At 63.5% G+C, this 26,931-nt stretch carries 25 protein-coding genes; 8 read left to right on the top strand and 17 right to left on the bottom strand.

The window, feature by feature from the left end:
• Positions 1-6: 6 nt before the first annotated feature.
• From HCN58_RS28415 to HCN58_RS28395, 5 genes are all read right to left on the bottom strand, one after another.
• A complete protein-coding gene (locus tag HCN58_RS28415; protein WP_171582655.1) occupies positions 7-351 on the bottom strand; it encodes a hypothetical protein in 345 nt (114 codons plus the stop codon).
• A complete protein-coding gene (locus tag HCN58_RS28410; protein WP_171582654.1) occupies positions 341-1,441 on the bottom strand; it encodes a hypothetical protein in 1,101 nt (366 codons plus the stop codon). Before HCN58_RS28410 ends, HCN58_RS28415 begins: the two co-directional genes overlap by 11 nt.
• Entirely contained in the window at positions 1,434-1,856 is a 423-nt protein-coding gene (locus HCN58_RS28405) for a hypothetical protein (protein ID WP_171582653.1), read from the bottom strand. Before HCN58_RS28405 ends, HCN58_RS28410 begins: the two co-directional genes overlap by 8 nt.
• 33 nt (positions 1,857-1,889) lie before the next feature.
• Complete coding sequence (locus tag HCN58_RS28400) at positions 1,890-2,714, bottom strand: alpha/beta fold hydrolase (RefSeq protein WP_171582652.1); 825 nt, start codon at positions 2,712-2,714, stop codon at positions 1,890-1,892.
• 272 nt (positions 2,715-2,986) lie between these two features.
• Complete coding sequence (locus tag HCN58_RS28395; RefSeq protein WP_235983949.1) at positions 2,987-4,363, bottom strand: TolC family outer membrane protein; 1,377 nt, start codon at positions 4,361-4,363, stop codon at positions 2,987-2,989.
• Positions 4,364-4,740: 377 nt separating this feature from the next.
• On the opposite strand from HCN58_RS28395, the gene HCN58_RS28390 reads away from it, so the two are divergent.
• On the top strand, positions 4,741-6,642 hold the full coding sequence (locus tag HCN58_RS28390; protein ID WP_171582769.1) for an acetyl-CoA hydrolase/transferase C-terminal domain-containing protein: 1,902 nt from the start codon (positions 4,741-4,743) through the stop codon (positions 6,640-6,642).
• A gap of 96 nt (positions 6,643-6,738) precedes the next feature.
• Here the strand turns inward: HCN58_RS28390 and HCN58_RS28385 are convergent, their stop codons facing one another.
• Positions 6,739-7,518 carry an enoyl-CoA hydratase gene (locus HCN58_RS28385; RefSeq protein ID WP_171582650.1) on the bottom strand — a complete coding sequence of 260 codons (780 nt, stop codon included), beginning with the start codon at positions 7,516-7,518 and terminating at the stop codon, positions 6,739-6,741.
• 112 nt (positions 7,519-7,630) lie between these two features.
• Entirely contained in the window at positions 7,631-8,308 is a 678-nt protein-coding gene (locus HCN58_RS28380) for a hypothetical protein (RefSeq protein WP_171582649.1), read from the bottom strand.
• A 357-nt stretch (positions 8,309-8,665) separates the two neighbouring features.
• Between HCN58_RS28380 and HCN58_RS28375 the strand changes: the two genes are divergently transcribed.
• Positions 8,666-9,211 carry a sigma-70 family RNA polymerase sigma factor gene (locus HCN58_RS28375; RefSeq protein WP_171582648.1) on the top strand — a complete coding sequence of 182 codons (546 nt, stop codon included), beginning with the start codon at positions 8,666-8,668 and terminating at the stop codon, positions 9,209-9,211.
• 2 nt (positions 9,212-9,213) lie between these two features.
• On the top strand, positions 9,214-9,852 hold the full coding sequence (locus tag HCN58_RS28370; protein ID WP_171582647.1) for an NrsF family protein: 639 nt from the start codon (positions 9,214-9,216) through the stop codon (positions 9,850-9,852).
• 140 nt (positions 9,853-9,992) lie between these two features.
• On the opposite strand, the gene HCN58_RS28365 is transcribed toward HCN58_RS28370, so the two are convergent.
• Together HCN58_RS28365 and HCN58_RS28360 are read right to left on the bottom strand one after the other, a co-directional pair.
• A complete protein-coding gene (locus HCN58_RS28365) occupies positions 9,993-11,102 on the bottom strand; it encodes a DUF2336 domain-containing protein (RefSeq protein WP_171582646.1) in 1,110 nt (369 codons plus the stop codon).
• Positions 11,103-11,165: 63 nt separating this feature from the next.
• Entirely contained in the window at positions 11,166-12,314 is a 1,149-nt protein-coding gene (locus tag HCN58_RS28360; RefSeq protein WP_171582645.1) for a GGDEF domain-containing protein, read from the bottom strand.
• A 417-nt stretch (positions 12,315-12,731) separates the two neighbouring features.
• Here HCN58_RS28360 and HCN58_RS28355 point away from each other — a divergent pair, with 417 nt between their 5' ends.
• From HCN58_RS28355 to HCN58_RS28340, 4 genes are all read left to right on the top strand, one after another.
• Positions 12,732-13,301 (top strand): sigma-70 family RNA polymerase sigma factor, encoded by a 570-nt coding sequence (locus HCN58_RS28355; protein WP_171582644.1) that lies wholly within the window; start codon positions 12,732-12,734, stop codon positions 13,299-13,301.
• Positions 13,298-14,011, top strand: a complete 714-nt coding sequence (locus HCN58_RS28350; RefSeq protein WP_171582643.1) for a hypothetical protein — start codon at positions 13,298-13,300, stop codon at positions 14,009-14,011. The genes HCN58_RS28355 and HCN58_RS28350 overlap by 4 nt, the downstream gene beginning before the upstream one ends.
• 35 nt (positions 14,012-14,046) lie before the next feature.
• On the top strand, positions 14,047-15,780 hold the full coding sequence (locus HCN58_RS28345) for a S8 family serine peptidase (protein WP_171582642.1): 1,734 nt from the start codon (positions 14,047-14,049) through the stop codon (positions 15,778-15,780).
• A 553-nt stretch (positions 15,781-16,333) separates the two neighbouring features.
• Positions 16,334-16,879, top strand: a complete 546-nt coding sequence (locus tag HCN58_RS28340; RefSeq protein WP_171582641.1) for a TIGR03809 family protein — start codon at positions 16,334-16,336, stop codon at positions 16,877-16,879.
• An 18-nt stretch (positions 16,880-16,897) separates the two neighbouring features.
• Here HCN58_RS28340 and HCN58_RS28335 read toward each other — a convergent pair whose 3' ends face one another.
• The 6 genes from HCN58_RS28335 to HCN58_RS28310 form a co-directional block, all read right to left on the bottom strand.
• Positions 16,898-18,268 (bottom strand): TIGR03808 family TAT-translocated repetitive protein, encoded by a 1,371-nt coding sequence (locus HCN58_RS28335; RefSeq protein ID WP_171582640.1) that lies wholly within the window; start codon positions 18,266-18,268, stop codon positions 16,898-16,900.
• A 228-nt stretch (positions 18,269-18,496) separates the two neighbouring features.
• Positions 18,497-19,141, bottom strand: coding sequence for a pyroglutamyl-peptidase I (locus tag HCN58_RS28330; protein WP_171582639.1), 645 nt, complete (start codon positions 19,139-19,141; stop codon positions 18,497-18,499).
• Entirely contained in the window at positions 19,138-20,130 is a 993-nt protein-coding gene (gene meaB / locus HCN58_RS28325) for a methylmalonyl Co-A mutase-associated GTPase MeaB (RefSeq protein WP_171582638.1), read from the bottom strand. The genes HCN58_RS28330 and meaB overlap by 4 nt, the downstream gene beginning before the upstream one ends.
• A gap of 53 nt (positions 20,131-20,183) precedes the next feature.
• Positions 20,184-21,695, bottom strand: a complete 1,512-nt coding sequence (locus tag HCN58_RS28320; RefSeq protein WP_171582637.1) for a tripartite tricarboxylate transporter permease — start codon at positions 21,693-21,695, stop codon at positions 20,184-20,186.
• 3 nt (positions 21,696-21,698) lie between these two features.
• On the bottom strand, positions 21,699-22,184 hold the full coding sequence (locus HCN58_RS28315) for a tripartite tricarboxylate transporter TctB family protein (RefSeq protein ID WP_171582636.1): 486 nt from the start codon (positions 22,182-22,184) through the stop codon (positions 21,699-21,701).
• Positions 22,185-22,223: 39 nt separating this feature from the next.
• Positions 22,224-23,219 carry a tripartite tricarboxylate transporter substrate binding protein gene (locus tag HCN58_RS28310; RefSeq protein ID WP_171582635.1) on the bottom strand — a complete coding sequence of 332 codons (996 nt, stop codon included), beginning with the start codon at positions 23,217-23,219 and terminating at the stop codon, positions 22,224-22,226.
• A 214-nt stretch (positions 23,220-23,433) separates the two neighbouring features.
• Between HCN58_RS28310 and HCN58_RS28305 the strand changes: the two genes are divergently transcribed.
• Positions 23,434-23,904, top strand: coding sequence for an SRPBCC family protein (locus HCN58_RS28305; RefSeq protein ID WP_171582634.1), 471 nt, complete (start codon positions 23,434-23,436; stop codon positions 23,902-23,904).
• A 7-nt stretch (positions 23,905-23,911) separates the two neighbouring features.
• Here HCN58_RS28305 and HCN58_RS28300 read toward each other — a convergent pair whose 3' ends face one another.
• Positions 23,912-24,670 (bottom strand): PdaC/RsiV family protein, encoded by a 759-nt coding sequence (locus tag HCN58_RS28300; RefSeq protein WP_376701228.1) that lies wholly within the window; start codon positions 24,668-24,670, stop codon positions 23,912-23,914.
• A 73-nt stretch (positions 24,671-24,743) separates the two neighbouring features.
• Entirely contained in the window at positions 24,744-26,900 is a 2,157-nt protein-coding gene (scpA, locus tag HCN58_RS28295; RefSeq protein WP_171582633.1) for a methylmalonyl-CoA mutase, read from the bottom strand.
• Positions 26,901-26,931: the final 31 nt, after the last annotated feature.

Below are 26,931 nucleotides of genomic sequence, written 5' to 3'. Positions count from 1 at the left end.
GGTCCGTCAAAGCTGCGCGGTGAACCGCTTCGGCAGCAGGCCGCTGCAGCCGCCCGCCTGTTCGGCGTCGAGCACCAACAGCGCGCCGGCCGCGTAGAGACGGCCGACGAAATCGGCGTCGTCGGAACGCGCGATGCTGACATAGTTGTTCGACGCGAGAATGCGGCCGTTGGCCTTGGCGATCGCAGCCAGCGCCTGGGAAGGCGGGCCAATGACCGCCATCGACTTGCCGGGGGCTGAGCCGAAGGTCAACGCAACGACCACAGCGAGCCAGCCGACGATGACGAGCGCGATAATGCCGGCAATTCGGCCGCACCGCCAACTGCCGCACTGACGCCTGTCAGTAATCATAGAAGTGCTCAATGCTTGCACCCTTGGCCTTGAGCTCGCGGTTGATATCCATGAGACGGTCGACGCTGGCCTTCAGACCGGCCCGGCGAAAGCCGGGCTTCGCATCGAGCTCCAGTGAAAACAGTTCCGTTGTCCCCTTGATGTCGAGCTTGGCGGCATCGGGGGCAATCGCGGTGACGAGAATGTCGTGATTGCCCGCGATCTCCGCAACCCCATAGCCCAGATCCAGCAGGCCCCGAAGGATATCAGTGAAGGCCTTGTAGCGCGGCGTCTGCACGAGCTGCCATTGTGCGTTTAGCGCGCGGATCGGCTTGATGCGCGGCTCCTTCGCCAGCACCTCCGGCGGCAGCGTCGCGACGGCAAACATGATGTCGCGCGGCTCATTGTCGTTGCTGGCATCAAGCGCCTTCTGGATCAGCGCGGCGTAACCGATCTTGACGAAATATTCCGCGCCGAGTGCGAAGTCGCGTTCCGAGCTGCGCAAGCTGCTCGGCGTCGGCGCCGAGATCGCGAACAGGCCGTCGAGTTTCTCGCGGAACGGATATCTGTACCAGGGGATGGTGTAGAGGAACGCGGCATAATCCTGCAGCACTGCGCGGCCGAATTCATCCTGCGGCGTGCGCTTCTCGCCCCTGATCCATTCGAACACGCGGCCGATGGTGTTCTCGTACAATCCCTTGACGGCGTATTCGACGGAATAGCTGATGCCGATCACGTAAATCATCGTCTTCACTTCGGCCAGCGATTCTCCCGTCGCGGGCACGGTACGGTTGATGGTGCAGAAACTGCGCCAGAAACCGAAGATGTGGCCGAGATAGCCAAAATGGCTTTCGCTGGAGCGGTCGAGGAAACGGCCGAAATCCTCGAAGGAATAGACGATGTACCACTCCGGAAAGGTGAAGAACGTGTTGTTCAGCTTGCGCCGGTAGCCCGGCTCGTCGATCGCGGGCAGGGTGACGGCCGGCGCGGTCGAGGCCGATGCGCCCGCCGCGGGCCGGCATGTGCCCTCGACATAGGCCAGCGGCAGAAGCACCGTCAGCGCAATCAGGATTGCGACAACGGCGAGGATACGCCGCAGCCATTTAAGCATGAACGGCGGTCCGCGTCCGCGGCGCGAGCAGATAGCCGATCAGGATGGCGACGCCGCCGAGGCCGAGATGCGGCGCGTTGGCGAAAAACCGCGTCGAGAGCGACAGGTTGAGCACACCGTTGATCAGGATGCCGAAGTCGAGATAACCGCTGCCGGTGAGCAGCCCGAGCACGCCGTCGGCGAAATAGAATACGCCGAATAGTTGAAAGAACAATTCCGAGGCGCGGCGCGAGGTCATCGCCGCAACGGCCGCCCATAGCGCCGAAACGAGATGCAGGCCGTCGGCATACCAGGTGCGGCGGAACAGGCCGAAAATCATGTCATTGGCGTCGATGAAGGCCGGGATGTAGCCGGTGAGGATCACGAATCCGAGCAGGGCGGCGTAGCCCCAAGCGCACAATCTGATGACGTCCATGATGTCTCCGGCCAGTTCGAATCTCGGGCCAGTCTAGAGTTTTCCAAGTGTCTTGAGCAGGGCGTCGTTGAACAAGTCAGGGTCCTCGATCTGCGGAATATGACCGAGCCCCGGCAGCAATGTCAGGTCCGTGTCAGGCGGCAGCAGTGTCCGCAGATCGAGGGCTTGCTCCACAGGGGTGATGGTGTCCTTGTCGCCCCACAGGATTGCAACGGGGACTCCCAGCTTCGCATAGGCATTGCGGTCCGCGCTCGCGGCGTTGGTGTCGGAGCCGAGGAAATAATACAGCCAGTCGGCGATATCGCTCGTGCTGTCGCGCTGCGCCAGCGGCCTTTGCAGGATCGCGACATATTCCGGCAGCGCGCGCTCCTTCTTCGCGATCAGCGATTGGAGCAGCATTTGCGTCGCGATGGGATTGGTGATGGTCAGCGACACCAGGATTTCGCGAATCCATTGCGGCTGGATCACCCAGGGCGCGGCCGATGTCGCTGCCGTCAATCCGAGCGCCGCATCGACCAGCACCAGGGCCCGCGCCCGGTCCGGATATCGCATCACGAGTTCGGTCGCCGCACCAGCGCCGAAGGAGTGACCGACGATGATGGCGGGCCGGACCTCCAGCGTATCGAGCACGTCGTTGATCCGGGAAGCCTGGTCCTGCCGCGTATAGCTGCCGGGACGATCCGAGAACCCAAACGGTGGCAGATCGAGCGCAATCACATGAAAGCCGGCCGCGGCCAGCACATCGGTGGTATGCCGCCATAGCTCGCTCCACGCCGCCGTGCCATGAAACAGGACCACTGGAGTGCTGTCCGCCGGGCCCTTCTCCTGCACGAACACGCCGCCTGAACGGGTCGGCACCAAATGGCCGGTCCTTGGCGCAAGTTGAGCACGCGTGCCGGTTTCGCGTATCGACGCCGCCATGCGAAATGAGATGATCAGAAGGAGTGCCGATAGGAGCAGGACCAACAGGCCGTTGGCAGACCAGCGCAGAACGTTTGAACCCACGAGGCCTCGCAAATCGATCATCAAAAGGGGGCGGAAACGGACCCGAGTTTTAGGCCAAGGCGAGTTGCTGGCGACAAAATACCGGACATGATCAGCGTCCGGTTAATATCAAGAGAAAATACAACCTACTGCCCGGACGGCGTCCGCAGGCCATGCCACGCGTCGCGCACCTGATGGTAGTGCGTTTCCGGCAGATAATCCGGCGTGTTGAGGCCGAGATTCTTGACGTCGAGTCGGCCGATGGCGCTCAGCAGGGTATAGGAGGCGATCACGCGGTCGCGCTGCGCGCCGATCAGGCGCGCCTTGGCCAAAATCAGGTCCTGTTGAGCGTTCAGCACGTCGACCGTGGTTCGCTGGCCGCCGGCCGCCTCCCGCTGCACGCCCTGCAGCGCGACGGTGGCGGCGCGGACTTCGGCCTCGGATGCGGTGACCGCAATCTTGGCACCTTCATTGGCGACCCAGGCGCCGACCGCGGCGGTGCGGGCCTGGTTGCGGACCTGGTCCAGCACCTGCCGGCTTTGAGTTGCGATTTCCTTGGACTGCCGGGTCTGTGACGCCGCCATGCCGCCGTCATAGATCGGCTGGGTGAGCTGGGTAGTCACGGAGGCCTGATCGGTCCCGAAAGTGCCTAGTGTTGGATCGGACTGCTTACTGCGGCTGGCACTGCCTTGCAGCGTGATGGTCGGCATCAGGCTGCTTTCGGCGACGCGGATCGAAGTGGTGGCGACATCGAAGTCGAAGCTTGCCGCCATCACGGCGGGATGCCCGCGGAAGGCCATTCCGGTGGCGTCGTCGCGGCTGCGCGGCAGCAGGCGGTCCACGGTCTCGGCGGGGCGGAGCTGGCTGGGCGCATTGCCGATAACCTGCGTATACGTCGCCTGGCTGACGGCGAGATTGACCTCTGCGGCATTCAGGTCGGCACGGCCCCGGCTGAGGCGCGCCTCGGCCTGCGCGGTGTCGGTGGGCGTGACGTCGCCTGCATTGAGACGCTTCTGCGTGATCCCGAGCGTTTCCTGCAGGAACGCGACGTTGGCGCGCTGCGCTTCGACCAACGATTGGTTGGCGAGCACGTTGGTATAGACGGTGACGGCGTCGAGCAGCACACCTTGGCCGACGTTGCGCAATGCTTCGCGGCCGGACTGCACCTGCAGTTCCGCCACGCGGACGCTATTGGCGGTCTTGAAACCGTTGAACAGCGTCTGGGTGACTGTCACCCCGATGGTCCAGGGTTTTAATGTCGCGGACTGGATGGTGTTGTCGGGCAGCAGATTGCGCACCGCCTGCAGGCCGGCAGATAGGCTCGCGACGATCTGCGGCCGGTAGCCCGCAAGCGCCTGCGGCACGTTCTCATCGGTAGCGCGCTGGCGTGCCCGTTCGGCGTTGAGCTGCGGATTGGTCTGATAGGCCTTGGCCAACGCCTCCGGCAGATTTTCACCGTACGCGGCCGGCGCAGCCAACGCGGCGCACGTCACCACCCCAAGGCAAATGCCCGTTCGAAGCATGCGCCTTGCAACGTGGCCAATGTTAGCGGCATGCCTCGCCATTTGATCCCGTAGTCGACACTTGAACGTGATAACCCGTCTTCGAGCCATCCTGCTCTATCTGCTGTTCCGGCATGTTCGGGAAATCGGTCGCCCTTTTTTTCCGAATCATGCGCCAGCCGTCCGCCCCCGCCGACGGCCACCTCTACCTGTTTAGGGGGCGGCGCCGCCACAGGCAAACTGCCGCGCGACATCAGTACATTAATTCGGTGAAATCCGTGCTTGGCTGTTGCCGGTTCGTCACAGACGAAGTCCGGCGACAAATGCGCTATAGCTTCGATGGCTGGCGTCCGATTCAGGGCGGTTGGCTTTCCAGCTATGCCCGGGTCCGCAACTTGATGCCAAAACTGTTTTCCGACCCCGAAGCGATCGTGGAGGATATCATCCGCGATGTCGGAACCAATCTGGTGGTCGGATTGCCCCTCGGACTTGGCAAGGCCAACCACGTCATCAACGCGCTATATGCACGAGCCGCTGCCGACCGCGCGATTAACCTGACGTTCTTTTCGGCGCTGACGCTGGAAAAACCCCGGCCCTCAAGTCTGCTCGAACGGCGCTTCATCGGCCCGGTGATCGATCGGCTGTTTGGTGGTTATCCCGATCTGGCCTATGCGAATGCACTGCATGCCGGAGAACTGCCGCCCAACGTGAAGGTGATCGAGTTTTTCTTCCTGGCGGGCAAATGGCTGCACGTGCCGTTCGCGCAACAGAATTACATCTCCGCGAACTATACCCATGCCTCGTCATATCTGCTGACGCGCGGGCTGAATGTCGTCACCCAACTGGTGGCGAAACGTGTGGTCGACGGTGAGACGCGCTACAGCCTGAGCTGCAACACCGATACCACGCTCGATATCCTGCGCGCCCGACGCGACGGCCGGGCATCGTTCAAGCTGATCGGCCAGGTCAATTCCGAACTGCCGTTCATGCCGGGTGCGGGCGATCTGCCGGCGGACGAATTCTCCGCGGTGGTCGACAGCCCCACGACGGATTTCCCGCTGTTCGCGCCGCCGGCCGAGCCGGTCAGCGACATCAAATACGCCATCGGGTTTCATGCGGCCAGCTTCGTGCCTGATGGCGGCACGCTGCAGATCGGTATCGGGCAGGTTGGCGATGCGCTGGCACAGGGGCTGATCGTTCGCCATCGCGACAATGCGCAGTTCCGCGCCATCATGAAGCGGCTCGCGCCGGGGGTGGAGCCGGTGGAAAGCTCGCCATTCGAGAAGGGGCTGTATGGGGTCAGCGAAATGCTGATCGAGGCATTTCTTGGCCTGATCGAGGCCGATATTCTCAAGCGCGACGTCGACGGCGTCGCGCTGCACGGCGCATTCTTCCTCGGGCCGAAATCGTTCTATCGCGCGTTGCGCGAGATGCCGCCCGACCAACTCGCGCGCATCCAGATGATGCCCGTATCGTTCACCAACGAGCTCTATGGCGATGAGGACGCTAAGCGCCGGGCGCGCGTCGGCGCCCGCTTCGTCAACAATGCGATGATGGCGACCTTGATGGGAGCAGCGGTCTCCGACGGCCTCGACGATGGCCAGGTCGTCAGCGGCGTCGGGGGCCAGTACAATTTCGTCGCCCAGGCGTTCGCGCTTGCAGACGCGCGGTCTATTCTCACGCTGGAAGCGACGCGGCAGGTGGGCAGGAGGACGCACTCCAATATCCGCTGGAACTACGGTCACGAGACCATCCCGCGGCATCTGCGCGATGTGTTCGTTACCGAATACGGCGTTGCCGATGTCAGGGGCAAATCGGACGCCGAGACCATCGCGGCGATGCTCGCGGTCACGGATTCCCGTTTCCAGGATGAACTGGCCAGGATCGCCAAGGATGCCGGCAAACTGCCGAAGGAGTTCGAAATTCCGCGCGCATATCGCGAGAACCTTCCGGAGCGGATCGCCGAGGCCCTGAAGCCTGCGCGCGAGGCGGGACTATTGCCGTCATTCCCGTTCGGCAGCGATTTTACCGAGGTCGAGCAACGGTTGATCCCGGCCTTGCAGTTGCTGCGGGAGGCGCAGCGGACGCCGCTGCGTCTGCCCGGAATGCTGTGGCAGGGGATGACCCAGCCGCCAGACGCTTCGAGCCGCGAATGCCTGGCGCGGCTCGGTCTCGATCGTCCGATGACGTTCGTCGAACGCGCCTATCGCGCGCTGGTGAACGCGGCACTGGCGAGGAGCCGCACGCTAAAACACAGCGTCGTCCCTGCGGACGCAGGGACCCATAACCACAGGACGTAGTTGTTTAAAGAAGATATCCGCCATCAGTGCTTCAACACGACGGCCGCGGCGTATGGGTCCCTGCTTTCGCAGGGACGACGTGGGAGAGAGCTGAGCCTATCTGTTCTTGTTTACCGGCTTGCGCTTCTCGATGAACGCCGCCATGCCTTCGGCACGGTCTTCCAGCGCAAATGTCGAGTGGAACAGATTGCGCTCGACGTTCATGCCCTCTGACAGCGGGGTTTCGAACGCGCGGTTGATGGCCTCCTTGGCCATCGCGGCCGCGGGTCGCGACATCGAGGCGATCTTTTCCGCGGCCGCCAATGCCTCTTCCATCAACTTATCCGCCGGCACAACGCGGCTGACCAGGCCCGAACGCTCCGCTTCCGCCGCATCCATCATGCGTCCGGTGAGGCATAGATCCATCGCCTTGGACTTGCCGATCGCGCGCGTCAGCCGCTGGGTGCCGCCGATGCCCGGGATGGTGCCGAGCGTGATTTCGGGCTGGCCGAATTTGGCGGTGTCGGCGGCGATGATGATGTCGCACATCATGGCGAGTTCGCAACCGCCGCCGAGCGCGTATCCGCTGACGGCGGCGATCGTCGGTTTTCGGCAGGTGGCGACGCGGTCGCCGCCGATCGCAGTGAAATCGCTGGAGAACATGTCGATGAAGCTTTTCGGCTGCATCTCCTTGATGTCCGCGCCGGCGGCGAACGCCTTTTCGCTGCCGGTAAGCAGGATGCAGCCGATCTTGTCGTCGGCCTCAAGGTCATCGACCGCGGCGGCGATTTCACGAAATACGCCGAACGACAGTGCATTGAGCATTTTCGGCCGGTTCAGCGTAATGATGCCGACCGCGCCCTTGCTCTCGACAATGATGTTTTCGAACGTTGCCATGATCCACCCCGGGTAGTCGTTTTCGCGGGCAATGTGCCCGCTGCCGGGGTGGGCTTCAAGTGGGCTGGAACGGATCCCGGAGGCGGGAATGCAGTGCCTGGTATGCTGATAGCTACGCCATGAACATGCGCGCGGCCGAGGCCATCGTCAGCAGGGCGCCGAAGGCGATGAAGATCTTTCCGATCAGCGAGGTCTTGTCCAGCGTGGAACTATCGTTGTTGGCGGCCTGATCGGCGTCTTCCGAGGCTGGTTTGGTCGAGGCCATCGCGACCGTCTGCGTGGCGGAGCCCTCGGGCGGGGTCGCCTGCAGAGCCCGATCAACATCGTTGAGCTGGTCGGAGGCAACCACAGTGGCATCGGCCTGCGCGTCGGCGTCGGCCGGCTTGTCCACCGCCGCCTGCAGGACCGTGTTGGCTTTCTCGGACATCGCCGCCGACATCCCCTTGGCGCTGTCGGACGGCGCATCGGCTGCGGTCATCTGCGCGTTGGCGTTGGCCAGCCATTCGGGCATCGCGGGCGGAGTGCGGCCACTCGCATCGGCGACCTGCTTTTCGTCGGGCTTTTTGTCCTCGGCGGATTTCGTTGATGCACGCGTAGAGTTGCGATGGGCGTAGCGCTTCTTGAGGTAACGCGAACTGTGCCTGACGGGCTTTTCGGACGTCGCGCCCTCCGGTTTCGACACCGCGGCGCCATCGGCGCCGGCGGCCATCGCCGGCGGTGGTGCTGCGAAACTTACCAAAAGCCCTGCCGCAAGAATGAAGGCCGACCCCGCGCTGGCTCGGATCGTCATCTGGAATCTCCCCATTGGCCGCCGCCCAGCGGCGAAATGAGACCCCGCAGGTGTCCACAGCACGGCGGAAAATGGGAATCTTCGGGCAACACCGGGCAAAAGCTGGGCAATGGGCGTTGCAGCGGCGTGCTGGCATGAATTTTTGCCGGCGCGGATGCTCCAGAGAGAGCGAGCTACGCCGGATGCGACCCCGCGCAATCAATGTTATGAGCCTGCTATGGGCGCAGCCGGTCCGCCCTGATTCCCGGATAGGAGCCGGCCCAAGCTGCCGACGGGACCTTTGATCACGACTTCGTGATCGGATCGTCCTGATGTAACAAATTGAAAGATCGAACGAATTGCAGGGTAGGAGCGCGGGTGCGCGAACGGGATGACGAATGGACCGGCCTGATGCGGTCGGCCATTGCAGGCGACAGCGCGGCGTATCATCGCCTGCTCAAAGCCGTCACGCCGGTGCTCCGGGCTGCGGCGCGCCGCGGTCTGGCGCGGGCAGGGCAACCGGTCGATCAATCCGAGGACATCGTGCAGGACATTTTACTGGCGGTCCATCTGAAGCGGCACACCTGGGACGTCACCGCCCCCTTTGCCCCCTGGCTGTTTGCGATTGCCCGCAACAAGCTGATCGATGCGCTCCGCCGCCGCGGCCGGCGCATTTTCGTCGATATTGACGATTTCGCCGAGACGCTGGCGGGCGAAGCGCCGGCCGAGACGGCTTCGCCAAGCGAGGTCGCCGCCCAGCTTCAGACGCTGCCGGCGCGGCAGCGCGAGGTGCTGCAGTCGATCGCGGTCGACAGCGCCTCGATCAAGGATACGGCGGCGAAATTTTCGATGAGCGAGGGCGCGGTGCGGGTGGCGCTGCACCGGGGGCTGACCAGCTTGACGGCGAAGTTACGGGAAAACTGAGCATGGATACCGATCAGCTCATTCGAACGTTAGCGGCCGACAACGCGCACCGCGCGCGTCCGGTCGGTTTTGCACTGATGCTGGCACTCTTGGCCGCGGCGCCGGTGTCGCTGCTGATGTTCTTTACGGAACTCGGCGTCAGGCCCGACGTGCTGGTTGCGATGCGCAATCCGTTCTTCGAACTGAAATTCGCGGTGACGCTGGCGCTCGCGATCTCGGCGATTGCCGTTAGCCTGCATTTGTCGCGGCCCGAGGCTTCCCTGCGCGGCTTTGGCTGGCTGCTGCTGGCGCCGGTGGGAATTTTGACCGCCGGGATTGGCGGCGAAATGATGATGCCGCAACGGCTGCCGATGATGACGCGGCTGGTCGGCAAGAATTCGTCGGTCTGTATGACGGCGATCCCGCTGATGTCGTTGCCGCTCCTGGCCGGCGCGCTGCTCGGATTGCGTCACGGGGCGCCGTCGCGGCCCGCATTGGCGGGCGCCATCGCCGGACTGTTGTCGGCGGGATTGGCAGCAACGCTCTACGCCTCACACTGCACCGATGATTCACCGCTGTTCGTCGCGACCTGGTACACGATCGCGACCGCGCTGGTGACCGCGATCGGCGCGCTCGCCGGGGCGAAGCTGCTGAGGTTTTGATATCGTAGCCCGGATGGAGCGCAGCGCAATCCGGGGGCTCTTTCGCAAACCGGATAAGGATCCCGGATTTCGCGGAGCCTGTCATCGGGCGCGCATTCGCGCGACCCGTTGGCTCCATCCGGGTTACGGACTCATGCCGCTCAAGCCGGCACGTTCTGCTGCATGCGGTGGAAGCGCAGCACCTGCTGCGCCGTCGAGGGCCGCAACCGCTCATAGGTGTCCTTGCTGGCCGCAAGATCGGTCGGCTCCGCGCCAGACAGTTCGTCGCGCATCCTGATGATGCTCCTGACCGTCGACCATGAAAGCCCTGCGACCTTCGCCAAAATCATCACGCCTTCGGCACGGCTTTCGATCATCATGTTCTCGGCGATTGCCACCGGCACGTTGGCGAGCGCCGCAATCGAGGCGTTGGCCTCGTCGAATTTCCCGGCCTCGGCAAACGACGCCACCTCGGATTCGTCGAGCCGGCCGTCCTCGTACAGCGACTTGACCAGGGCGTGCGCAATCGCAGTGCTTTTTGTAATCGTCGAGGTCGCCGAGCGCGCGCGCCGTGTTGCCTCCTTGACGACGGTCGGCACCTCGGCTGCCAGCTGCGGATTGGCGGCCTCCAACCGCTGCCGCACCGTGTCGGAGGCTTTGGCGAGCAGTTTCAGATAGAGATGCCGCGGGATAGACGGGCGCAGGCCAATGCAGGTGGTGAGACCGTCATCGCCTTCGGCGCGGCTGACCAGGCGGGTAAAGCCGCGCTCGGTGAATTCCGCGCCGGGATTGTTGACGGTCGACTGGATCACCTGATCGTTGCCGCGCTGGACCAGCACGTCGGTGACCGCGCAGCTCAGGCTTTTGCGGGTCGAGATCGCCATCAAATGCGCCTGGCTCTTGCTGCGCGCATTCTCGATAAGGGTCTTGTCGTCGAGCCGCATCGATTGCGACAGCACCGGACCCGCCACCTCAATGACGTCGTCGAATGCAAGCGCGCGGATCGTGAGCGGCGGGGCGGTATCGATCGCGGCGAGACGGTTGGCCAGCAGCATCTTGGCCGAGGTTTCGATGTGATCGATCAGGCACTGGAAGATGTCGTCGAACAGCCCGATCTGCTCGTCCGAATAATCCACCGCGCCGTTGATGAAGAGATCGGTTACCCGGCGCAGCGTCTCGACCCGGCGAGCGACCGTTCCGTGCGCAAGCGTGGACTGCAACTCGTCGAGCAGGTTTCCGGGAGAAGGAAAGGTAGCGGTCTTCGAAATCATGACTCTGTCCTGGAGCAAAAAGCCGGCGGCGCTTCTTCGCCGCCGGAGCTGAAATATGTCGGATCAGGCGCTGGTAATCCGGTTGCGTCCCTGCGCCTTGGCTGCATAAAGCGCGCTGTCGGCGCGCGCGAGGAATGTGTCTGATGTCTCGTTCGGGTGCAGCGTTGCAACGCCTGCCGACATCGTCACCTTCATGCCCGGCGAGAACGCGCTCCAGTCGAGATCGGCAACAATGGCGCGCAACCGGTCGAGCGCCTGCGTGGCTTGGCAGACGCCCATGTCGGGCAGCACCAGCAGGAATTCCTCGCCGCCATATCGGCCGAACCGGTCGATGCTGCGGATGTTGGCAAACATGGTGATCGAGAATGTCCGCAGTACTTCATCGCCGGTCGGGTGACCGTAGGCGTCGTTGATGCGCTTGAACCAGTCGAGGTCGATCAGCGCGATCGAGCAGGGCGATCCGCTGCGGCTCGCGCGGGCAATCTCCTCCTCCAGCATCCGCATGATGCTGCGGCGGTTGGACGACCCGGTCAGTTCGTCGAGTTCGGCAAGCTCCTCGATTCGCTTGTACGCCGCCTTCAGTTCGAAGCTGCGGTCGTAGAGCATCTTGCGCATGGTGCTGCCGTACAGTCCGACGAAAGCGCATTGTCCGATCGTCAGGACAAAGGAAAGCATGGCCGCGACGCGTTCGGTCTGGGTGGTAATCGGCAGGCCGATCGGGGTGCTGCTAAAGAGGAAGATCGGCGCCAGGCCGATCATGGTGAGCGTCCAGGTGATGATTGCCTGCCGGGACGTCATTCGCAGCGCGCCGAACCCAAAGATCAGGAATACGACGCTCAGGAAGGCAAATCCGATCTGTGGCGCGGCCAGCAGAAAACAGAGCTGAAGCGCAACGTGGGCGGCGACCTGGAAGATCGTGAGATAGTGGTCCTCGAACCGGTCGTTGAAATGGGCTTCCGACAACACGACAAAGACCGACACCAATCCGATACCGGAGAGGAAATAGGCCGATGGAATGTTCATGGGGACGGTGCCGGCATAGCAATAAACCAGCAGGACCGACGTGATGAGTGAGTAGCTGACGCCTTGCACGGCGAGCATCTGGCGGCGCTGACCGGCCCGGCGCTTCAATAGTTCCGGCGGCAGGCCAGCGACTGGCGCAGTCGTCCGGTGGGAGCCTTGCCCCTGAAGCAATGATGCCGCGCTGCTCATGTCCCGTCGCTGTTGGTGTCTGCCGGACGAAACTTTAGGGAAGAAAGCCTTTAGGTTTGGTATCTTTTGAAGTCGAATCGGGTCCGTTAAATCCCTGCCACTGCACTGTTTTCGCAACGGAAATCTGCCGAATTTCGATAGTGCGGAACCCGTATTCGGGGCAACCTTGAGCGTGAGCAGATCTGCCCTCCTGGGCGAAGCCTTGCTAACGTCGTAGGTAGGGTCTTTAGGAAAGTATTTCCGTATTATGGTACCAATTCTGGGGTTTAGCTCTTTTCCACCATCAAAACAGCTTGGCAATGTCCGTCTGTGGGGTAGATCACACATGCAATCCAGGCACTGCCGTAATGTGAAGAATCTCACTCTTCACATCGAACCGCCGGCCACCCCCGTCAGACCAACCTTGCGAGACGGCCATTGAGCGCGACACAGCCGGCTTCAGACGAAGTTCTGATCGCCCGGATCGCTCAAGGCGACCGGCTCGCCATGCAGGTGCTTTACGGAAGGCACCATGTCAGGGTGTTCCGTTTCGGGCTTCGGCTCGTAAGGGATGAACAGATTGCGGAAGACCTCATCAGCGAGGTTTTTCTCGATGTGTGGCGTCAGGCCGGCAAGTTCGAAGGCCGATCCGCCGTTACCACCTGGCTCTTGGCGATCACGCGCTTCAAGGCTCTTTCGGCACTCAGACGCCGCAAGGACGTTGGGCTCGACGAGGAAACCGCGAACGCGATCGAGGATACGTCCGACGATCCGGAAGTGGCGGTGCAGAAGAAGGATACGGGTGAAGCGTTGCGCAAGTGCCTGACAGCACTTTCGCCAGAGCATCGGGAGATCGTCGATCTCGTCTACTACCACGAGAAGTCCGTGGAGGAGGTGGCCGAAATCGTCGGAATTCCGGAGAACACCGTCAAGACGCGCCTGTTTTACGCGCGCAAGAAATTGGCCGAGTTGCTCAAGGCAGCAGGCATAGAGCGAGGTTGGCCATGATGGCAGCGAGCAAAAAAATGCTGGATCACGAGCCCAGCGAAATCGAGATGCTGTTGCCGTTCCACGCGGCCGGCACCCTGAACGCGCGTGATGCACGCCGCGTCGAGGAAGCGCTCGCCAGCGATCCCGAGCTGGCCCGGCAATATGCCGTCATCCGCGAAGAGTATGCCGAGACCATCAGCCTCAACGAGAGCCTCGGAGCGCCGTCCGCGCGCGCCATGCAGAAGCTGTTCGCTGCGATCGACGCGGAGCCTGCGCGTGAGCCCTCGCGCTCGGTGAGCCTGTCCGCACGCGTATCGGAATTTTTCGCAAGTCTGTCGCCGCGTACGCTCGCTTGGTCGGCGAGCCTCGGCGCGGTCGCGCTCGTGTTGCAGGCCGGCGTAATCGGCGCCGTGCTGATGAAGAACCAGACCGCGTCGTTCCAGACCGCGTCGCTGAGCATAAACGAACGGTCGTCGGCGCCCATCACCCGCGATCTCGGCATCAGCGCCGCGCCGCCGCGCGCGCTGGTACGGTTCGCGCCGGAAGCCCGTATCGCCGACATCACCGCTTTGCTCGACAATTACCAGGCCTCGATCGTCGACGGCGCCAAAGGCGGCATGTTCCGCCTGCAGTTCGGCAACAAGGCTGTTGGCAAGGACGAAGCCGCAGCCCTACTGGATAGGCTGCAGCGTGAGAAGATCGTCAGCCTTGCGGTGGCTACGCCGTAAGGCCGCCTGGCGCGGGGCGGGCAAGCTGAGGTCCCATGGTTCATGATGGCGTGAGTTGGCGGACAAGGATCCGGCGTGCGGCATGGGTGTTGTCGGCCGTGCTGTTGCAGCTGATCGGTTTCGGACCTTCGGGGGTGCATGCGCAAAGCATCATGCGCACCCCCAGTCTCAATGTCGGGTCGCGGGTACCCACCCTCAATCCGACGGTCACGCCGCGGATCAACCCGACCATCGCGGCGCGGCCAGTTATGCGCGCCGATACTGTCGCACGGCCGCCGCCGTCCCGGATCGGCACCATGAGTTCGACCCTGCGAGTCCGTTCGGGGGCTGGCGTGCAGTCGACGCTTCCCTACGCGCGGCTTTCGCCCAACCTCTATCCGGCTTGCCAGTCTGCGTTTCGCGGCCCGGACGGCGAGTGCTTCGATCGTCCGGTGATGTCAACCGGCGGCGGCAACGGCGTCTCGGCCAAGAAGGGCAAAGGCGGATCGGGCAAGAGCAATGCTCAGGCGGCAATCAATCTGCGCGCGGTCAAGAACGAGCTCGTCGCCGAAATCGACGGCGCGTTATCCACCGCCGAAGCCGATGAACTGGCGCGGCGTCACGGCCTGGAGCGTATCGCGTCGCAGAGCTTTCCGCTGCTCGGCGGCACCATCGGTCTGTTCCGCATCGTCGATAACCGGCCGGCGGACACCGTGCGCCGCGCACTCGCGGCCGACGGCAGCGTGCGTTCGGTGCAGCTCAATTTCCGCTACTTCCTGCAGGATCAGAAGAAGGCTTCGACCGAGGGCGATGCCGCGCAATACGCCGTCGCCCAGCTTCGGCTGCCGCAGGCTCACGCGGTTGCCCGCGGCATGAATGTCACCATCGCGGTGATCGATTCAGGTGTCGATGCCAAGCATCCCGAACTCGCCAATTCGGTTGCCGACAGTTTCGACGCGCTCGGAAGCAAGGAAGGTCCGCACGTCCACGGCACCGGCATTGCCGGCGCGATCGTCGCGCATGCCAAGCTGATGGGCAGCGCGCCGGAGGCGAGATTGATCGCGATCCGCGCATTCGGCGCGGGATCGAAGGGCGCAGAAAGCACGTCCTATGTGATCCTTCGGGGATTGGACTATGCGGCCGAGCACGGCGCGCAGATCATCAATATGAGCTTTGCCGGTCCGAAGGATCCGCTGATCGACCGAGGCATCGCTGCGATGGCAGCCCGGGGCATCCTGATGGTGGCAGCGGCCGGCAATGCCGGCGCGAAATCGCCGCCGCTTTATCCGGCCGCCAATCCGAACGTCATTGCGGTGAGCGGCACCGACGCGCAGGAAAAGCTGTTTGCGGCGTCGAACCGCGGCAATCACATCGCGGTTGCCGCGCCGGGCGCGGATATCTTCCTTCCGGCGCCGGATGAAAAATACCAGATCACGTCCGGCACCTCGTTCTCCGCCGCCTATGTCAGCGGCGTCGCAGCGCTGATGCTGGAGCGCAATCCTGCATTGAAGCCGGGCGATATCCGCGCAATCCTGGCCAGGACAGCCCGCGATCTCGGCACCCCCGGCCGCGACGATCAGTTTGGGGCAGGCGAGGCCGACGCCTTTGCCGCGGTTACCGCGGCGGCCGCCGCGCCGTCGGTTCCCGTTGTGTCGGTTTCCGGCAAGCCCGCGGAAGAAAAAACGCCGGCGCTCGACCCGGCTGCGGATAACACTTCCGTGAGCCGCGCACTGAACGACTCCTCGCCCTCGATAGCATCGGACAAATCGGCCGCAAACGCCGCGAAATAGCCTGCTGTGCAGCGATTTTCCGACGATCGTCCCCGAACACAAGGGTTAAAAAATCGCCCGGCGTTTTGAACGTCCGGCGAGGGTGCTGCGACTTATCTACGTGGGAGCGGTAATCCCTCCCCATAGGCTGTATTCGGCGCGAGCGCCCATCCACCCCAAGCGCCCATATGGCTTGACCCGTCCGGTTGTCCCCCCGGACGGGTCTTTCCTTTTTGGTGCAGGCTTTTGGACGAAGGTGCGTAGTGTGCGGCACGGCACTGTTACGGCTTGCCGACCACAAGTTTTCCGACTCGTTTGTGCGATGCGCAATTTTTCCTTGCTTCGTCTCAAGACGAATTGATCGAGAGACGCTGCGCAACTTGGCCATGCTGCTATGCAGCCTGAGCGTGACTAGAGCTGATCATCCCGTGTTTGTGCGGGTTTCTTCGATTGTTGCGCGCTCCGTCGCTTCACGCACTGGACAACGAAAAAGTTTTCCACAGAATAACCCTGTCACGTCCCACTGATTCGTCTCGGTTGCGTCTGCGTCCGTCTCTCTCTTACGGGCTGATTTATGGCACAACATGCAGACGTGGCACGTGGCCGCAACATCGTTGCGCGCTGGTGCAGCCTTGCCGAGCAACGGCTGGAATATCTCACTGAACTGTTCGAGACCGGGCGCTGGCGGCGCTTTCACACCGAACGCGAATTCCTCGAAAATATTCAGGAAGCAAAGGCCGCCGTCGCAACCTGGCGTGACCTGTTGAGCCGCGAAGCCTCGCTGGACAACACGACGATCGACATGGCTTGGCTTGGCCGCCGTCGAACGACGCCACTGCTGCTGACGCCGCTGCCGCGCGATGAGGGCTATCGTCCGCCGGTTGTACACCTTCAGCCGCAACTGCAATCGGCACCGATTGTCGCCGCGCCACCGCCGATTGCGGCCGCGCCGCCGCGCGAAGTTCCCGCTGATGTTCTGGTCGCACTCGAAAGCCAACTCGCCGTCGCGGACGAGGCGCCGTCGGTGGTCGACGCGCCGGCGCTCGACGAAATGCCGGTGCCCGCACTCGATCTCGACGCAATGAAGAATCGCTATCCACTGCTGCGCAACGCGCTGTAGGCGGACGAGCAGGGCAAACTAGCGCCGCACCGCATTGCCTCCGACCACCACCTGCGCATAGCGCTGGGCGCCGTCGGCTGACAGATCGGTCGTGATGGTGCGGGCATGATCGAGCCCGACCACGGCGCCGCGCGGGGTTTCCGAAATCATGTTGTTGTTGACCAGCGCCGTGCCGGCGCCTGGCAGCACCGATACGCCGATGCCGACGAAGGCGTTGCGGATCACGTTGCCTGATATCGCGACGTCGCGGAGATATTTGCCCCAGCCGGCGATGATGCCGAACGACGGCGCGTTTTCGACCACATTGCCTGTGACAGTCGAATCCGCCTCGACATAGATGCCGATCCCGGCGTCGTCATCCGGCGCGGTACCGATCGGCCGCTTCGGCAACAGATTGCGGATGATGTTGCCCTGGACGACCGCAATGCGTCCGCCCTCGTTGAAATTGCAGACGGAGACGCCGACGGCGGCGCCATCCACTGTGTTGTTGGCGATGACGGCGCCTTCGAACGCGAATTCCGAATAGAGCGCGACCTCCCGGACATTGCTGACGCTGTTGCCCGTGATGTGAATATTCGACGCCGAATTGCCGCGCACGGCTGAATAGTCACAATTCTTGATGCGGTTGCCGCGCACGATCACATTGCCGGCGCGGAAGGCGTTGATGGCATTGCCATACTGCCCGGAGCCGCCGGGGCCGGCCTTGATGTCCTCGATACGATTGTCGAGAACCAGCGTGCCGTCATCGCCAATCGCAGTGCGGAGAATCTCGATGCCGTTGTCATTGGTACCGGTGATGGTGTTGCGCGAGACGATCAGGCCGAGCGCGTCGAAGGATACAACCGCGGTGGTCGCGATTTTCGTGAAGATATTGCCGGAAATGTCGCCCGAGACCTGCTCGAGCCAGATGCCGTTGCCGCCGCTGTCTGATATTGCGCATTCGGCGATGCGGATGTCGCGACCGCCGAGGCAATGCACGAGCCCGCGGCGCTCCGGCAGTGGAATGCTGCTGCCATCGAGCGTGATGCCCGACAGGCCGATGCTGTTGGCGGCTTCGCCCTGCAGCATCGAGGCGCCGCCGCTGAAGATGAGTTTGGTCGCGCCACGCACGCCGATCAGTTGCGTGCCGTTCGAAAGCCGCAGCAGGCCGGTGCGATAGACGCCCGGCGGCAACGCCAGCGGCACCTGCGCGCGCGCAGCCTCGTCGATCGCGCGTTGCAGTTTCGCGGTCTGATCGTCGGGGCTGCCGGGGCGGACGCCATATTGCGTGACGTCGCGGCCGAGAGACGAGGTCAGGGGCGCTGCACGTGCGGCGTCGGGTGACATGGCGAGCGCGCCGGCGACACCGGCGGCAGACGTTCCAATGAGATGGCGGCGGCTGACATGCATGGTTCATGACCCTCGCGCAATGCAGGTCGTGGCATTCGCGTTTCATAGGTATCGCGAAAATGCCGCGCAGCATCGTGAAGACCGGGAAAAGAGGCGGCTATTGTTGGGGGTAGGGTTAATGTTGGGTGCGCCCGAAATCCGTAGGTGGCAAAGGCGCGCTTGCGCCGTGCCCACCATTGGATCCGCGGGAATAAGGGTGGGCACGCTGCGCTTTGCCCACCCTCCGATTTAGGAAGCTCGTCTTGCCAGCCGCGCCATTTCCAGCAGCATCGCTTCGCCGGCATCGACCAGCTCTTCCAACGTGATCCGCGGAAAGCCTTTTCGTCTGAACGCGCCGCTGCGCGCCAGCGACGGGACGTGGATGAAGGCGGCGAGGCGAGGGCCATTGTCAGCATCCACGGCCTCGATCGCGCGCCAGCTCAGGTAGTTGCAGAGATAGCTGCCGGCATCGCGCGAGGCGCGGGCATCAAGCCCGGTGTTATTGGCCGCACGCAGTAATTTGGCCGTGTGCGGGCCGAACCTTTGCGCATCGACGCCGTCAGTAATCGATCCTTTGCGAGCGCGGGTTTGCGCCGCGTCTGGCCAGAGCATGGTGACCGCATTTCGAGCACGGGTCTCGATCCGCAGATACGACGTGCGAGAAGCGAGGCCGAACATCAACAGCGCATGCGGCCGGTGCTTTTGCAGCGCCAGCGGCAATTCGCGATCGACCGCCTCGTAGGTGACGGGAAAGATGTGCCCGGACAGTTCGACCTCAGCGAAGGCGGGGCGCCGCAGCCGCGTCAGCCGCGCCACCAGTGGCTCCGTCGGATTGTAGGGCACGCCGGGGAACGGACCGAAGCCGGTGATGAGAATGCGAAGCTTTTCGCTCACCGCAGCCACTCCGCGATCTGTTCGGCGGCGACCGCGGGCGTGATGCGGCCGTCGGCGACATCGATCTCGGTCTTGCTTACCTTGGCGCGGATCGCGGCATCGGAGCGGAGCCGCGCCATCATCCACTGCTCCAGCATCGACCACATCCATTTCACCTGCTGCTCGCGCCGCCGCGCAGCGAACTCGCCCGAGGCATTCATGGCGGTGCGGTGATCCAAAATCTTCTGCCACAGCGTGTCCATGCCGGTGCCGGTCAGCGCCGAATAGGTCACGACCGGCGGATGCCAATGTTCGGAGCGCGGGCTCAAAATATGCAGCGCCGAGCGATACTCGGCCGCCGCCAGATTGGCGCGCTTGACGTTGTCGCCGTCGGCCTTGTTGATCGCGATCATGTCGGCGAGTTCGACCAGCCCCTTCTTGATGCCCTGCAATTCATCGCCGGCGCCGGGCAGCATCAGCGCCAGAAAGGAGTCGGTCATGTCGGAGACGGCGGTCTCGGACTGGCCAATCCCTACAGTCTCCACCAGCACCACGTCGAAGCCGGCCGCCTCGCACAGCAGCATTGCCTCACGGGTCTTTGCCGCGACCCCGCCGAGCGTGCCTGAAGACGGCGAGGGCCGGACGAAGGCGGCGTCGGAATTCGCCAGCCGCGCCATCCGTGTCTTGTCGCCGAGGATCGAGCCGCCGGTGCGCGCCGAGGAGGGATCGACCGCGAGCACCGCGACCTTATGGCCGCGGTCGATCAGGAACATGCCGAGCGCATCAATCGTGGTGGATTTGCCGACGCCAGGCGAGCCGGTAATGCCGACGCGCACCGCCTTACCCGTGTCGGGCAACAGCGCCTGCACCAGATCGCGCGCCGCGGCCTGATGATCGGCACGCCGGCTCTCGATCAGGGTGATCGCACGCGCCAGCGCCGCGCGGTGGCCGGAGCGGAGTTCTTTGGCGAGTTTCCCGACGTCGGGGGAAGGATTTTTCGGCAGGGTCATGGCTTGGTTTACAACGCCCGCGCCATGCAGGCGAGGGGGCCCCGCGCAGTCCTTCAGCGCGCCGACGTGGCGGGGACGGGCGCGCGTTTGAGCTTCCGCCATACCCAGACCAGCACCGGCCAGATCAGCGCGCCGATCGCCATGGCGGCGAGGATCGCTGCGATCGGCCGCTCGAAGAACGGCAACACGCTGGCATCGGATTTGATCAGCGAGGTCACAAAACTCTGCTCGATCATGGTGCCCATGACGATGCCGAGCACCATCGCGGCGACCGGATAGCCGTTTTCCTCCATGACATAGCCGATGACCCCGAAGGTCGCGACGGTGACAACGCCGAACATGTTGTTGCCGATCGCGAAGGAACCGACCGCGCAGCACAGCATGATCACAGGCATGACGGTGGAACGCGGCGCGCGCAGCACGTAGCTTGCAAGCCGGATCATGACGATGCCGAACGGGATCATGATGATGTTGGCGATGATGAACATCAGGTAGATCGCATACATGCTCGACGCTTTTTCGGTGAACAGCGTCGGGCCGGGGTTCAGCCCCTTCATGTAGAGCACGCCGATGGCGATGGCTGCGATGGTATCGCCGGGAATGCCGAACAGCAGCGAGGGCACCCAGCCTGAAGCGATGCTGGCGTTGTTGCTGGCGCCGGCCTCGACTAAGCCCTCGACATGGCCGGTTCCGAACTTCTGCGGCTCCTTCGAGAAGCGTTTTGACATGGCGTAGCTGACCCAGGCGGCCATGTCGGCGCCAGCGCCCGGCAGCACACCGATGATGATGCCGATGATGTTCCCGCGCGTCATCTGCCAGTGATATTTTTTGGTCAGCCGCCACTGGCCCGCCATGATGCTCCCGAATTTGCGCCGCGGGATCGGCGGCGGCTCCGGCGTCAGCATCGCGCGCATCACCTGCGCGACGGCAAAGACGCCGACCAGCGCCGGGATCGGCTCGATGCCGCCGAACAGGTCGGTGATGCCGAACGTGAAGCGGGGGACGCCGCCGGGGTTCTCGATGCCGATGCAGGAAACCAGCAGGCCGATGAACATGCCGGCGATCGCCTTCACCGGCGAGGAGCGCGCGACCAGCGTGGCGCACATCAACCCGAGCAGCGCCAGCCAGAAATATTCGAAGGTCGAGAACGACAGCGCGATCTCGGCAAGCGGCGGCGCCAGGATCATCAGCGAGAGCGTGCCCGCGATGCCGCCGACTGCGGAGAACCAGACGCCGGCGCCGAGCGCGAGTTCGGCCTCGCCCTTGCGCGTCATGGCATAGGCTTCGTCCGCGTACGCCGCCGAGGCAGGCGTGCCGGGGATGCGCAGCAGGGCGCCCGGAATGTCACCGGAGAAGATCGCCATCGAGGATGCTGCCACGATGGTGGCGATCGCGGCGATCGGCGACAGGTAGAAGGTGACCGGGACCAGCAGCGCGGTCGCCATGGTCGCGGATAGTCCGGGCAGCGAGCCGATGACAAGGCCATAGATCGACGCCGCTAGCATCGAGACGATGACTTCCCAAGTAGAAATGAGCGCGAAGGCTTCGATCAGGGTGTTGAGCATCGATCACCAGGGCATCGGCAGCAGCCCGGCCGGCAAGGGCACGCGCAGCAATTTCGAGAAAATCAGATGGACGCTGATCGGCGCCAACAGAGCGAGCGGCAACGACAACTTCCAGCGGGCGCCGAGCGCGGTCGACGTAACGAACACGATCAACGCTGCCGTGATGATGAAGCCAAGCCGGTCGGCGACCCCTACGTAGAACAGCAGCAGCGCAGGCGGAAGCAAAGCGCGCAGGCCATAAAGTTTTCCGGTCGGGGGCTGCGGCTGGCCACCCTCGACCGGAATCAGTTCTTCTTCCTCTTCAAAACTGTGGCCGATCCCGAACGCGATCGCGAGCCCGCACAGAGCGAGGCCCGTTCCGATCACCAGCGGAAAGACATTGGGCCCGACCGGCTGGCCGGGCACCGGCGGCAATTGCCAGCCGCCATAGGCGGCAGCCGCCCCGAGGCCAACGAGAAACAGTCCCGTGACGCGATCGGGTAGACGCATGGACAGGCTCCGAGTTCGGGCGATGTCAGCCGATTAAGATCAGGCCTTCGAGAGGCCGGCGGCTTTCATCGCCACGCCCATCTGGGCGTCGCCCTTGTCCATGAAAGCGGCGAATTCGGACGCATCACCCCAGACGGTGCCGAAGCCGCGATTATTCATGAATTCCTTGAACTCCTTGGAGTCGAAAACCTTCTTCAGCGATGCGGTGAGCTTGGTCGCGACGTCGGCGGGCATGCCCTTGGGACCGGCAATGCCGCGCCAGGCGCCGGTCGAATAGTCAATGCCCATCGCCTCCTTCAGCGTCGGCACGTCGGGGAAGGCAGGGTTGCGCGCCGAGGCCATCAGCGCAAGGCTGCGCGCCTTGCCAGCTTCGATGATGGCGCGTGCCTCCGGCACCGAGCAGGTGGTGAGGTCGAGACCGCCGGCCGCAAGATCCTGCATCGCAGGCGCGGCGCCGTTCGACGGCACCCACGCAACGTGATTGGGGGCAAGTCCCATCGCCTGCATCCAGCCGACCAGCGCGAGATGCCAGATCCCGCCTTGGCCGGTGCCGGAGGCCTTGAACTTGCCGGCGGGGGCGGCCTTGATCGCATCCGCCAGCTCTTTCACCGTCTTATAAGGCGAGGTGGAACTGACCTGGATGCCGGGCGGGTCCTCGTTCATCAGCGCCAGCGGCGTGTAACTCTTCGGCCCCAATTCGGTGAGCCCCTGCCAGTGCATCATCGAGATTTCCACCGTCAGCATGCCAATGGTGTAGCCATCGGGCTGTGCGGTCGCGATCGCGGAATGGCCGACCACGCCGGAGCCGCCGGTGCGGTTGACCACGTTAAAGGGCTGGCCGAGATCCTTCTCCAACAGCGCCGCGACAATGCGCGCGGTCGCGTCGGTGCCGCCGCCGGCGCCCCAGGGCACGATCACGGTCACGGGACGAGCCGGGTAGGCCTGCGCCACCGCCGGCTTGAAGCCAAAGCCAACGACGGCCGCCGCAGCAGCGGATGAAGCCGCGAATGCGCGGCGGGTAATCTTTTTGGACATGGTGATCCTCCCTGCGGCGCCGTGAGGGCAGGCGCTCTTGTAATGTCCGCATTGTAGGCGGCTTTGCGCTCCACTCGCAAGGCATTGGTAGCGAAGCGGTTTCATCACCGGTGAGCAACGCACAGCATCCGGAAATCGGGTGGCGGCGGCCGGGCGACCCGAAATAGGTATCGATGTGCGGCCCAGTCATCGCGCCGCGATTGCGGAGAGAACCATGACGACAGCCTATTACAGCACCGTGCTGAACCATCCCCTAGAAACCGTGTGGGCCCTGATCCGGGATTTCAACAACTATCCGGCCTATATCGACGGGGTGAGTGAAAGCGTGATCGAGGACAACAAGGGTGGCGACGAAGTCGGTGCCGTCAGGCGCTTCTGCTATCTCGGCAACTGGATCAGGCAGCGCCTCGCCGGCCACTCGGACGAAGGGCACTCGCTGACCTATGCAGGCATCGAGCCGCTGCCGTTTCCTGCCGGGCTCTCGCCCGAGCCAACCGCACCGACGCGCTACGAGGGGACGATGCACCTGCTGCCGGTCGTCGAGGGCAACCGGACCTTCATCGAATGGTCCGTGAAGCTCGACACCGCCCCGCATGACGCGGATCGCTGGCACGCACTGTTCCAGTCATGGATTCCGGATTGGACGCACTCGCTCGAACGGTCGCTCGACCGCCTTGCTGGTTGATGCCCGGTCATTGCGGGCGGTCTTCATATTCCTTCGGTCGCGCCCCGCCGAAAATTCTGGTGCCCTCCGGCGTCAGATACGGCTGCAACGCCTCCCACGGCACGAAGGCGACGTACTCGCCTTCGGCGTAGGAGCCGACCGCGTAAGGTGCGTAGTAAAAGTTCAGGCCGGAGCTCTTGCCTTTCTCGGTCGATGGCGCGAGCGCGACCGGCCCGATCTTGAGAAGCTTTGGCTCGATGGCTTCAATGGCGCTGGTGTCACTGCCTTCCGCGCCGCGCTTCTTTTTCTCGGCTGTGAGAGAGGCAATGACGCCTTGCCGCATCGCTTTCAGCGTCGGGCCGTTGTCGGCGGTTTCGGTAAAGAACGGACGGATGCTGATGCGTTTGCCCGCGGACTTGTCCCACAGGATGGTGTCGGACGCACTGTTGGGGTGCGCGCCGCCCGTATATTCATAGTCGGCCCTGATGATGCTGACATAACGTCCATCGATCACCGAGCGCGTCTCATATTTCCGTTCATAGGACCACGGGTTGCGGAATAAGTCCGGGTCCTGCTTGCGTTCCTTGTCGGCGTCGGCGCGGTTCTTGGCAGCCCAGGCCTTGCCCTCGGCCAGGCAGTTTGCCGCCAGTGCCGGGTCGGTCTTGATCTTCGCGTCGAGGAAGATGCTGGCTTCGAGCCATTTGGTCTTGATGGAGAAATCCGGCTTAGGCTCGCCGGCGAATGCCATGCCCAGCGCAATGCACGCGAGGGCGCTCGCCAAACCGATTGTCCGGGTGAGCGTGAGAAAGGCAATGCCGCGCAAAAGCAATCCTTTGGAAGAAGCTACGCCAGACGAAGATCTACTCCGCCGCCTCGCTGTGGCCGAGCCGGGCGTTTAGCTTGTGGATCAGCTCTTCGGCGGCGTCGGAGATCACGGTGCCGGGCGGGAAGATTGCCTCCGCACCGGCCGCATAGAGCGCGTCATAATCCTGCGGCGGCACCACGCCGCCGATGATGATCATGATGTCCTCACGGCCGTGCTTTTTCAGCGCGGCCTTCAATTCCGGCACCGCGGTGAGGTGGGCGGCCGCCAGTGACGATACGCCAAGGATATGGACGTCGTTCTCCACCGCCTGCCGCGCCGCCTCGTCGGCGGTGGCGAACAGCGGCCCGATATCGACGTCGAAGCCGACATCGGCGAAGGCGGAAGCGATCACCTTCTGGCCGCGGTCATGGCCGTCCTGGCCGATCTTGGCGACGAGGATGCGGGGCCGGCGGCCCTCGGCGTTCTCGAACGCATCGATGAGCTCCTGCACTTTTTCGACCCGGTTGGACATGGCGGACGCCTCCCGCTTGTAGACGCCGGTGATGGATTTGATTTCCGCGCGGTGACGCCCGAATACTTTTTCCATCGCGTCCGAAATCTCGCCGACAGTTGCTTTCGCGCGCGCCGCGTCGATTGCCAGCGCCAGCAAATTGCCATTGCCTTCGCCGGCGCTGCGCGTCAGCGCCGCGAGCGCCTGATCGACTTCCTTCTGGTCGCGCTCGGAGCGCAGCCGCTTCAGCTTGTCGATCTGCAGGCGCCGCACGGTGGAGTTTTCGACCTTGAGCACATCGATCGGCGCTTCGTCGACCGGCTTGTACTTGTTGACGCCGATCACCGCCTGCTTGCCAGCATCGATCCGCGCCTGCGTCTTGGCGGAAGCTTCCTCGATTCTGAGCTTAGGTACACCGGCCTCGATTGCCTTCGCCATGCCGCCGAGCGCCTCGACCTCCTGGATATGGCCCCAGGCTTTCGCGGCGAGATCGCGGGTCAGCCGCTCGACGTAATAGGAGCCGCCCCAGGGATCGATGATCCGGTTGGTGCCGCTTTCCTGCTGCAGGAAGAGCTGCGTGTTGCGGGCGATGCGGGCCGAGAAGTCGGTCGGCAGCGCGAGCGCCTCGTCGAGCGCGTTGGTGTGGAGTGATTGGGTGTGGCCTTGCGTCGCCGCCATCGCCTCGATGGTGGTGCGCATCACGTTGTTGAAGACATCTTGCGCCGTCAGCGACCAGCCGGAAGTCTGGCAATGCGTCCGCAGCGATAGCGAGCGCGGATCCTTCGGGTTGAACGGCTTCAACAGCTTGGCCCAGAGCAGCCGCGCGGCGCGCATCTTGGCGACTTCCATGAAGAAGTTCATGCCGATCGCCCAGAAGAACGACAGCCGCGGCGCGAAGCGGTCGACGTCGAGGCCGGCGGCAAGACCGGCGCGCAGATATTCGACACCGTCGGCCAGCGTATAGGCGAGCTCGAGATCTTGCGTAGCGCCAGCTTCCTGCATGTGATAGCCGGAGATCGAGATCGAATTGTATTTCGGCATCCGCTGCGAGGTGTAGGCAAAGATGTCGGAGATGATCCGCATCGAGGGCGCTGGCGGATAGATATAGGTGTTGCGCACCATGAACTCTTTCAAAATGTCGTTCTGAATGGTGCCCGACAATTTCTCCGGCGGAACGCCCTGTTCCTCGGCGGCCGCGACGAACAGCGCCAGGATCGGCAGCACCGCGCCGTTCATGGTCATCGACACGCTCATCTGGTCGAGCGGAATGCCCGCAAACAGCGTGCGCATGTCGTAGATGGAATCGATGGCCACGCCCGCCATGCCGACATCGCCGGACACGCGGGGATGATCGCTGTCGTAGCCGCGGTGCGTGGCGAGATCGAAGGCGACCGACAGACCTTTCTGACCTGCGGCTAGGTTGCGTCGATAGAACGCGTTGGAATCTTCCGCCGTGGAGAACCCGGCATACTGCCGGATGGTCCAGGGCTGGTTGACATACATGGTCGGGTAGGGGCCGCGGAGGTAGGGCGCAATGCCCGGCCAGGTCTCGAGGAAATCGATGCCTTCGAGATCGGCCTCGCTGTAAGTGGGCTTTACGGGGATGCCCTCGGGCGTCAGCCACGGTTCGGCGCTGCCTGCGGGCTGCGCGGGCGCGGTGGGTTCAAAGGCGAGATCGGCGAAGTTCGGTATGCGGCTCATGTTACTCATTGTAGCACATGTGGCTGGCAGA

Source organism: Bradyrhizobium australiense, from assembly GCF_013114825.1.
GTDB classification, from domain to species: Bacteria; Pseudomonadota; Alphaproteobacteria; order Rhizobiales; family Xanthobacteraceae; genus Bradyrhizobium; species Bradyrhizobium australiense.
The sequence above is the reverse complement of the archived record's forward strand: the minus strand, read 5'-3'. Positions and strand labels throughout refer to the sequence as shown.

Excerpts from the sequence above, each read along its gene's own strand:
- HCN58_RS28305 (WP_171582634.1), top strand. The coding sequence starts at position 23,434 with ATGACGACAGCCTATTACAGCACCGTGCTGAACCATCCCCTAGAAACC.
- HCN58_RS28340 (WP_171582641.1), top strand. The coding sequence starts at position 16,334 with ATGGCACAACATGCAGACGTGGCACGTGGCCGCAACATCGTTGCGCGC.
- HCN58_RS28360 (WP_171582645.1), bottom strand. The coding sequence starts at position 12,314 with ATGAGCAGCGCGGCATCATTGCTTCAGGGGCAAGGCTCCCACCGGACG.
- HCN58_RS28350 (WP_171582643.1), top strand. The coding sequence starts at position 13,298 with ATGATGGCAGCGAGCAAAAAAATGCTGGATCACGAGCCCAGCGAAATC.
- HCN58_RS28405 (WP_171582653.1), bottom strand. The coding sequence starts at position 1,856 with ATGGACGTCATCAGATTGTGCGCTTGGGGCTACGCCGCCCTGCTCGGA.
- HCN58_RS28390 (WP_171582769.1), top strand. The coding sequence starts at position 4,741 with ATGCCAAAACTGTTTTCCGACCCCGAAGCGATCGTGGAGGATATCATC.
- meaB (WP_171582638.1), bottom strand. The coding sequence starts at position 20,130 with ATGACCCTGCCGAAAAATCCTTCCCCCGACGTCGGGAAACTCGCCAAA.
- HCN58_RS28310 (WP_171582635.1), bottom strand. The coding sequence starts at position 23,219 with ATGTCCAAAAAGATTACCCGCCGCGCATTCGCGGCTTCATCCGCTGCT.
- HCN58_RS28365 (WP_171582646.1), bottom strand. The coding sequence starts at position 11,102 with ATGATTTCGAAGACCGCTACCTTTCCTTCTCCCGGAAACCTGCTCGAC.
- HCN58_RS28380 (WP_171582649.1), bottom strand. The coding sequence starts at position 8,308 with ATGACGATCCGAGCCAGCGCGGGGTCGGCCTTCATTCTTGCGGCAGGG.
- HCN58_RS28370 (WP_171582647.1), top strand. The coding sequence starts at position 9,214 with ATGGATACCGATCAGCTCATTCGAACGTTAGCGGCCGACAACGCGCAC.
- HCN58_RS28320 (WP_171582637.1), bottom strand. The coding sequence starts at position 21,695 with ATGCTCAACACCCTGATCGAAGCCTTCGCGCTCATTTCTACTTGGGAA.
- HCN58_RS28395 (WP_235983949.1), bottom strand. The coding sequence starts at position 4,363 with ATGCTTCGAACGGGCATTTGCCTTGGGGTGGTGACGTGCGCCGCGTTG.
- HCN58_RS28335 (WP_171582640.1), bottom strand. The coding sequence starts at position 18,268 with ATGCATGTCAGCCGCCGCCATCTCATTGGAACGTCTGCCGCCGGTGTC.
- HCN58_RS28315 (WP_171582636.1), bottom strand. The coding sequence starts at position 22,184 with ATGCGTCTACCCGATCGCGTCACGGGACTGTTTCTCGTTGGCCTCGGG.
- HCN58_RS28345 (WP_171582642.1), top strand. The coding sequence starts at position 14,047 with ATGGTTCATGATGGCGTGAGTTGGCGGACAAGGATCCGGCGTGCGGCA.
- scpA (WP_171582633.1), bottom strand. The coding sequence starts at position 26,900 with ATGAGCCGCATACCGAACTTCGCCGATCTCGCCTTTGAACCCACCGCG.
- HCN58_RS28410 (WP_171582654.1), bottom strand. The coding sequence starts at position 1,441 with ATGCTTAAATGGCTGCGGCGTATCCTCGCCGTTGTCGCAATCCTGATT.
- HCN58_RS28415 (WP_171582655.1), bottom strand. The coding sequence starts at position 351 with ATGATTACTGACAGGCGTCAGTGCGGCAGTTGGCGGTGCGGCCGAATT.
- HCN58_RS28385 (WP_171582650.1), bottom strand. The coding sequence starts at position 7,518 with ATGGCAACGTTCGAAAACATCATTGTCGAGAGCAAGGGCGCGGTCGGC.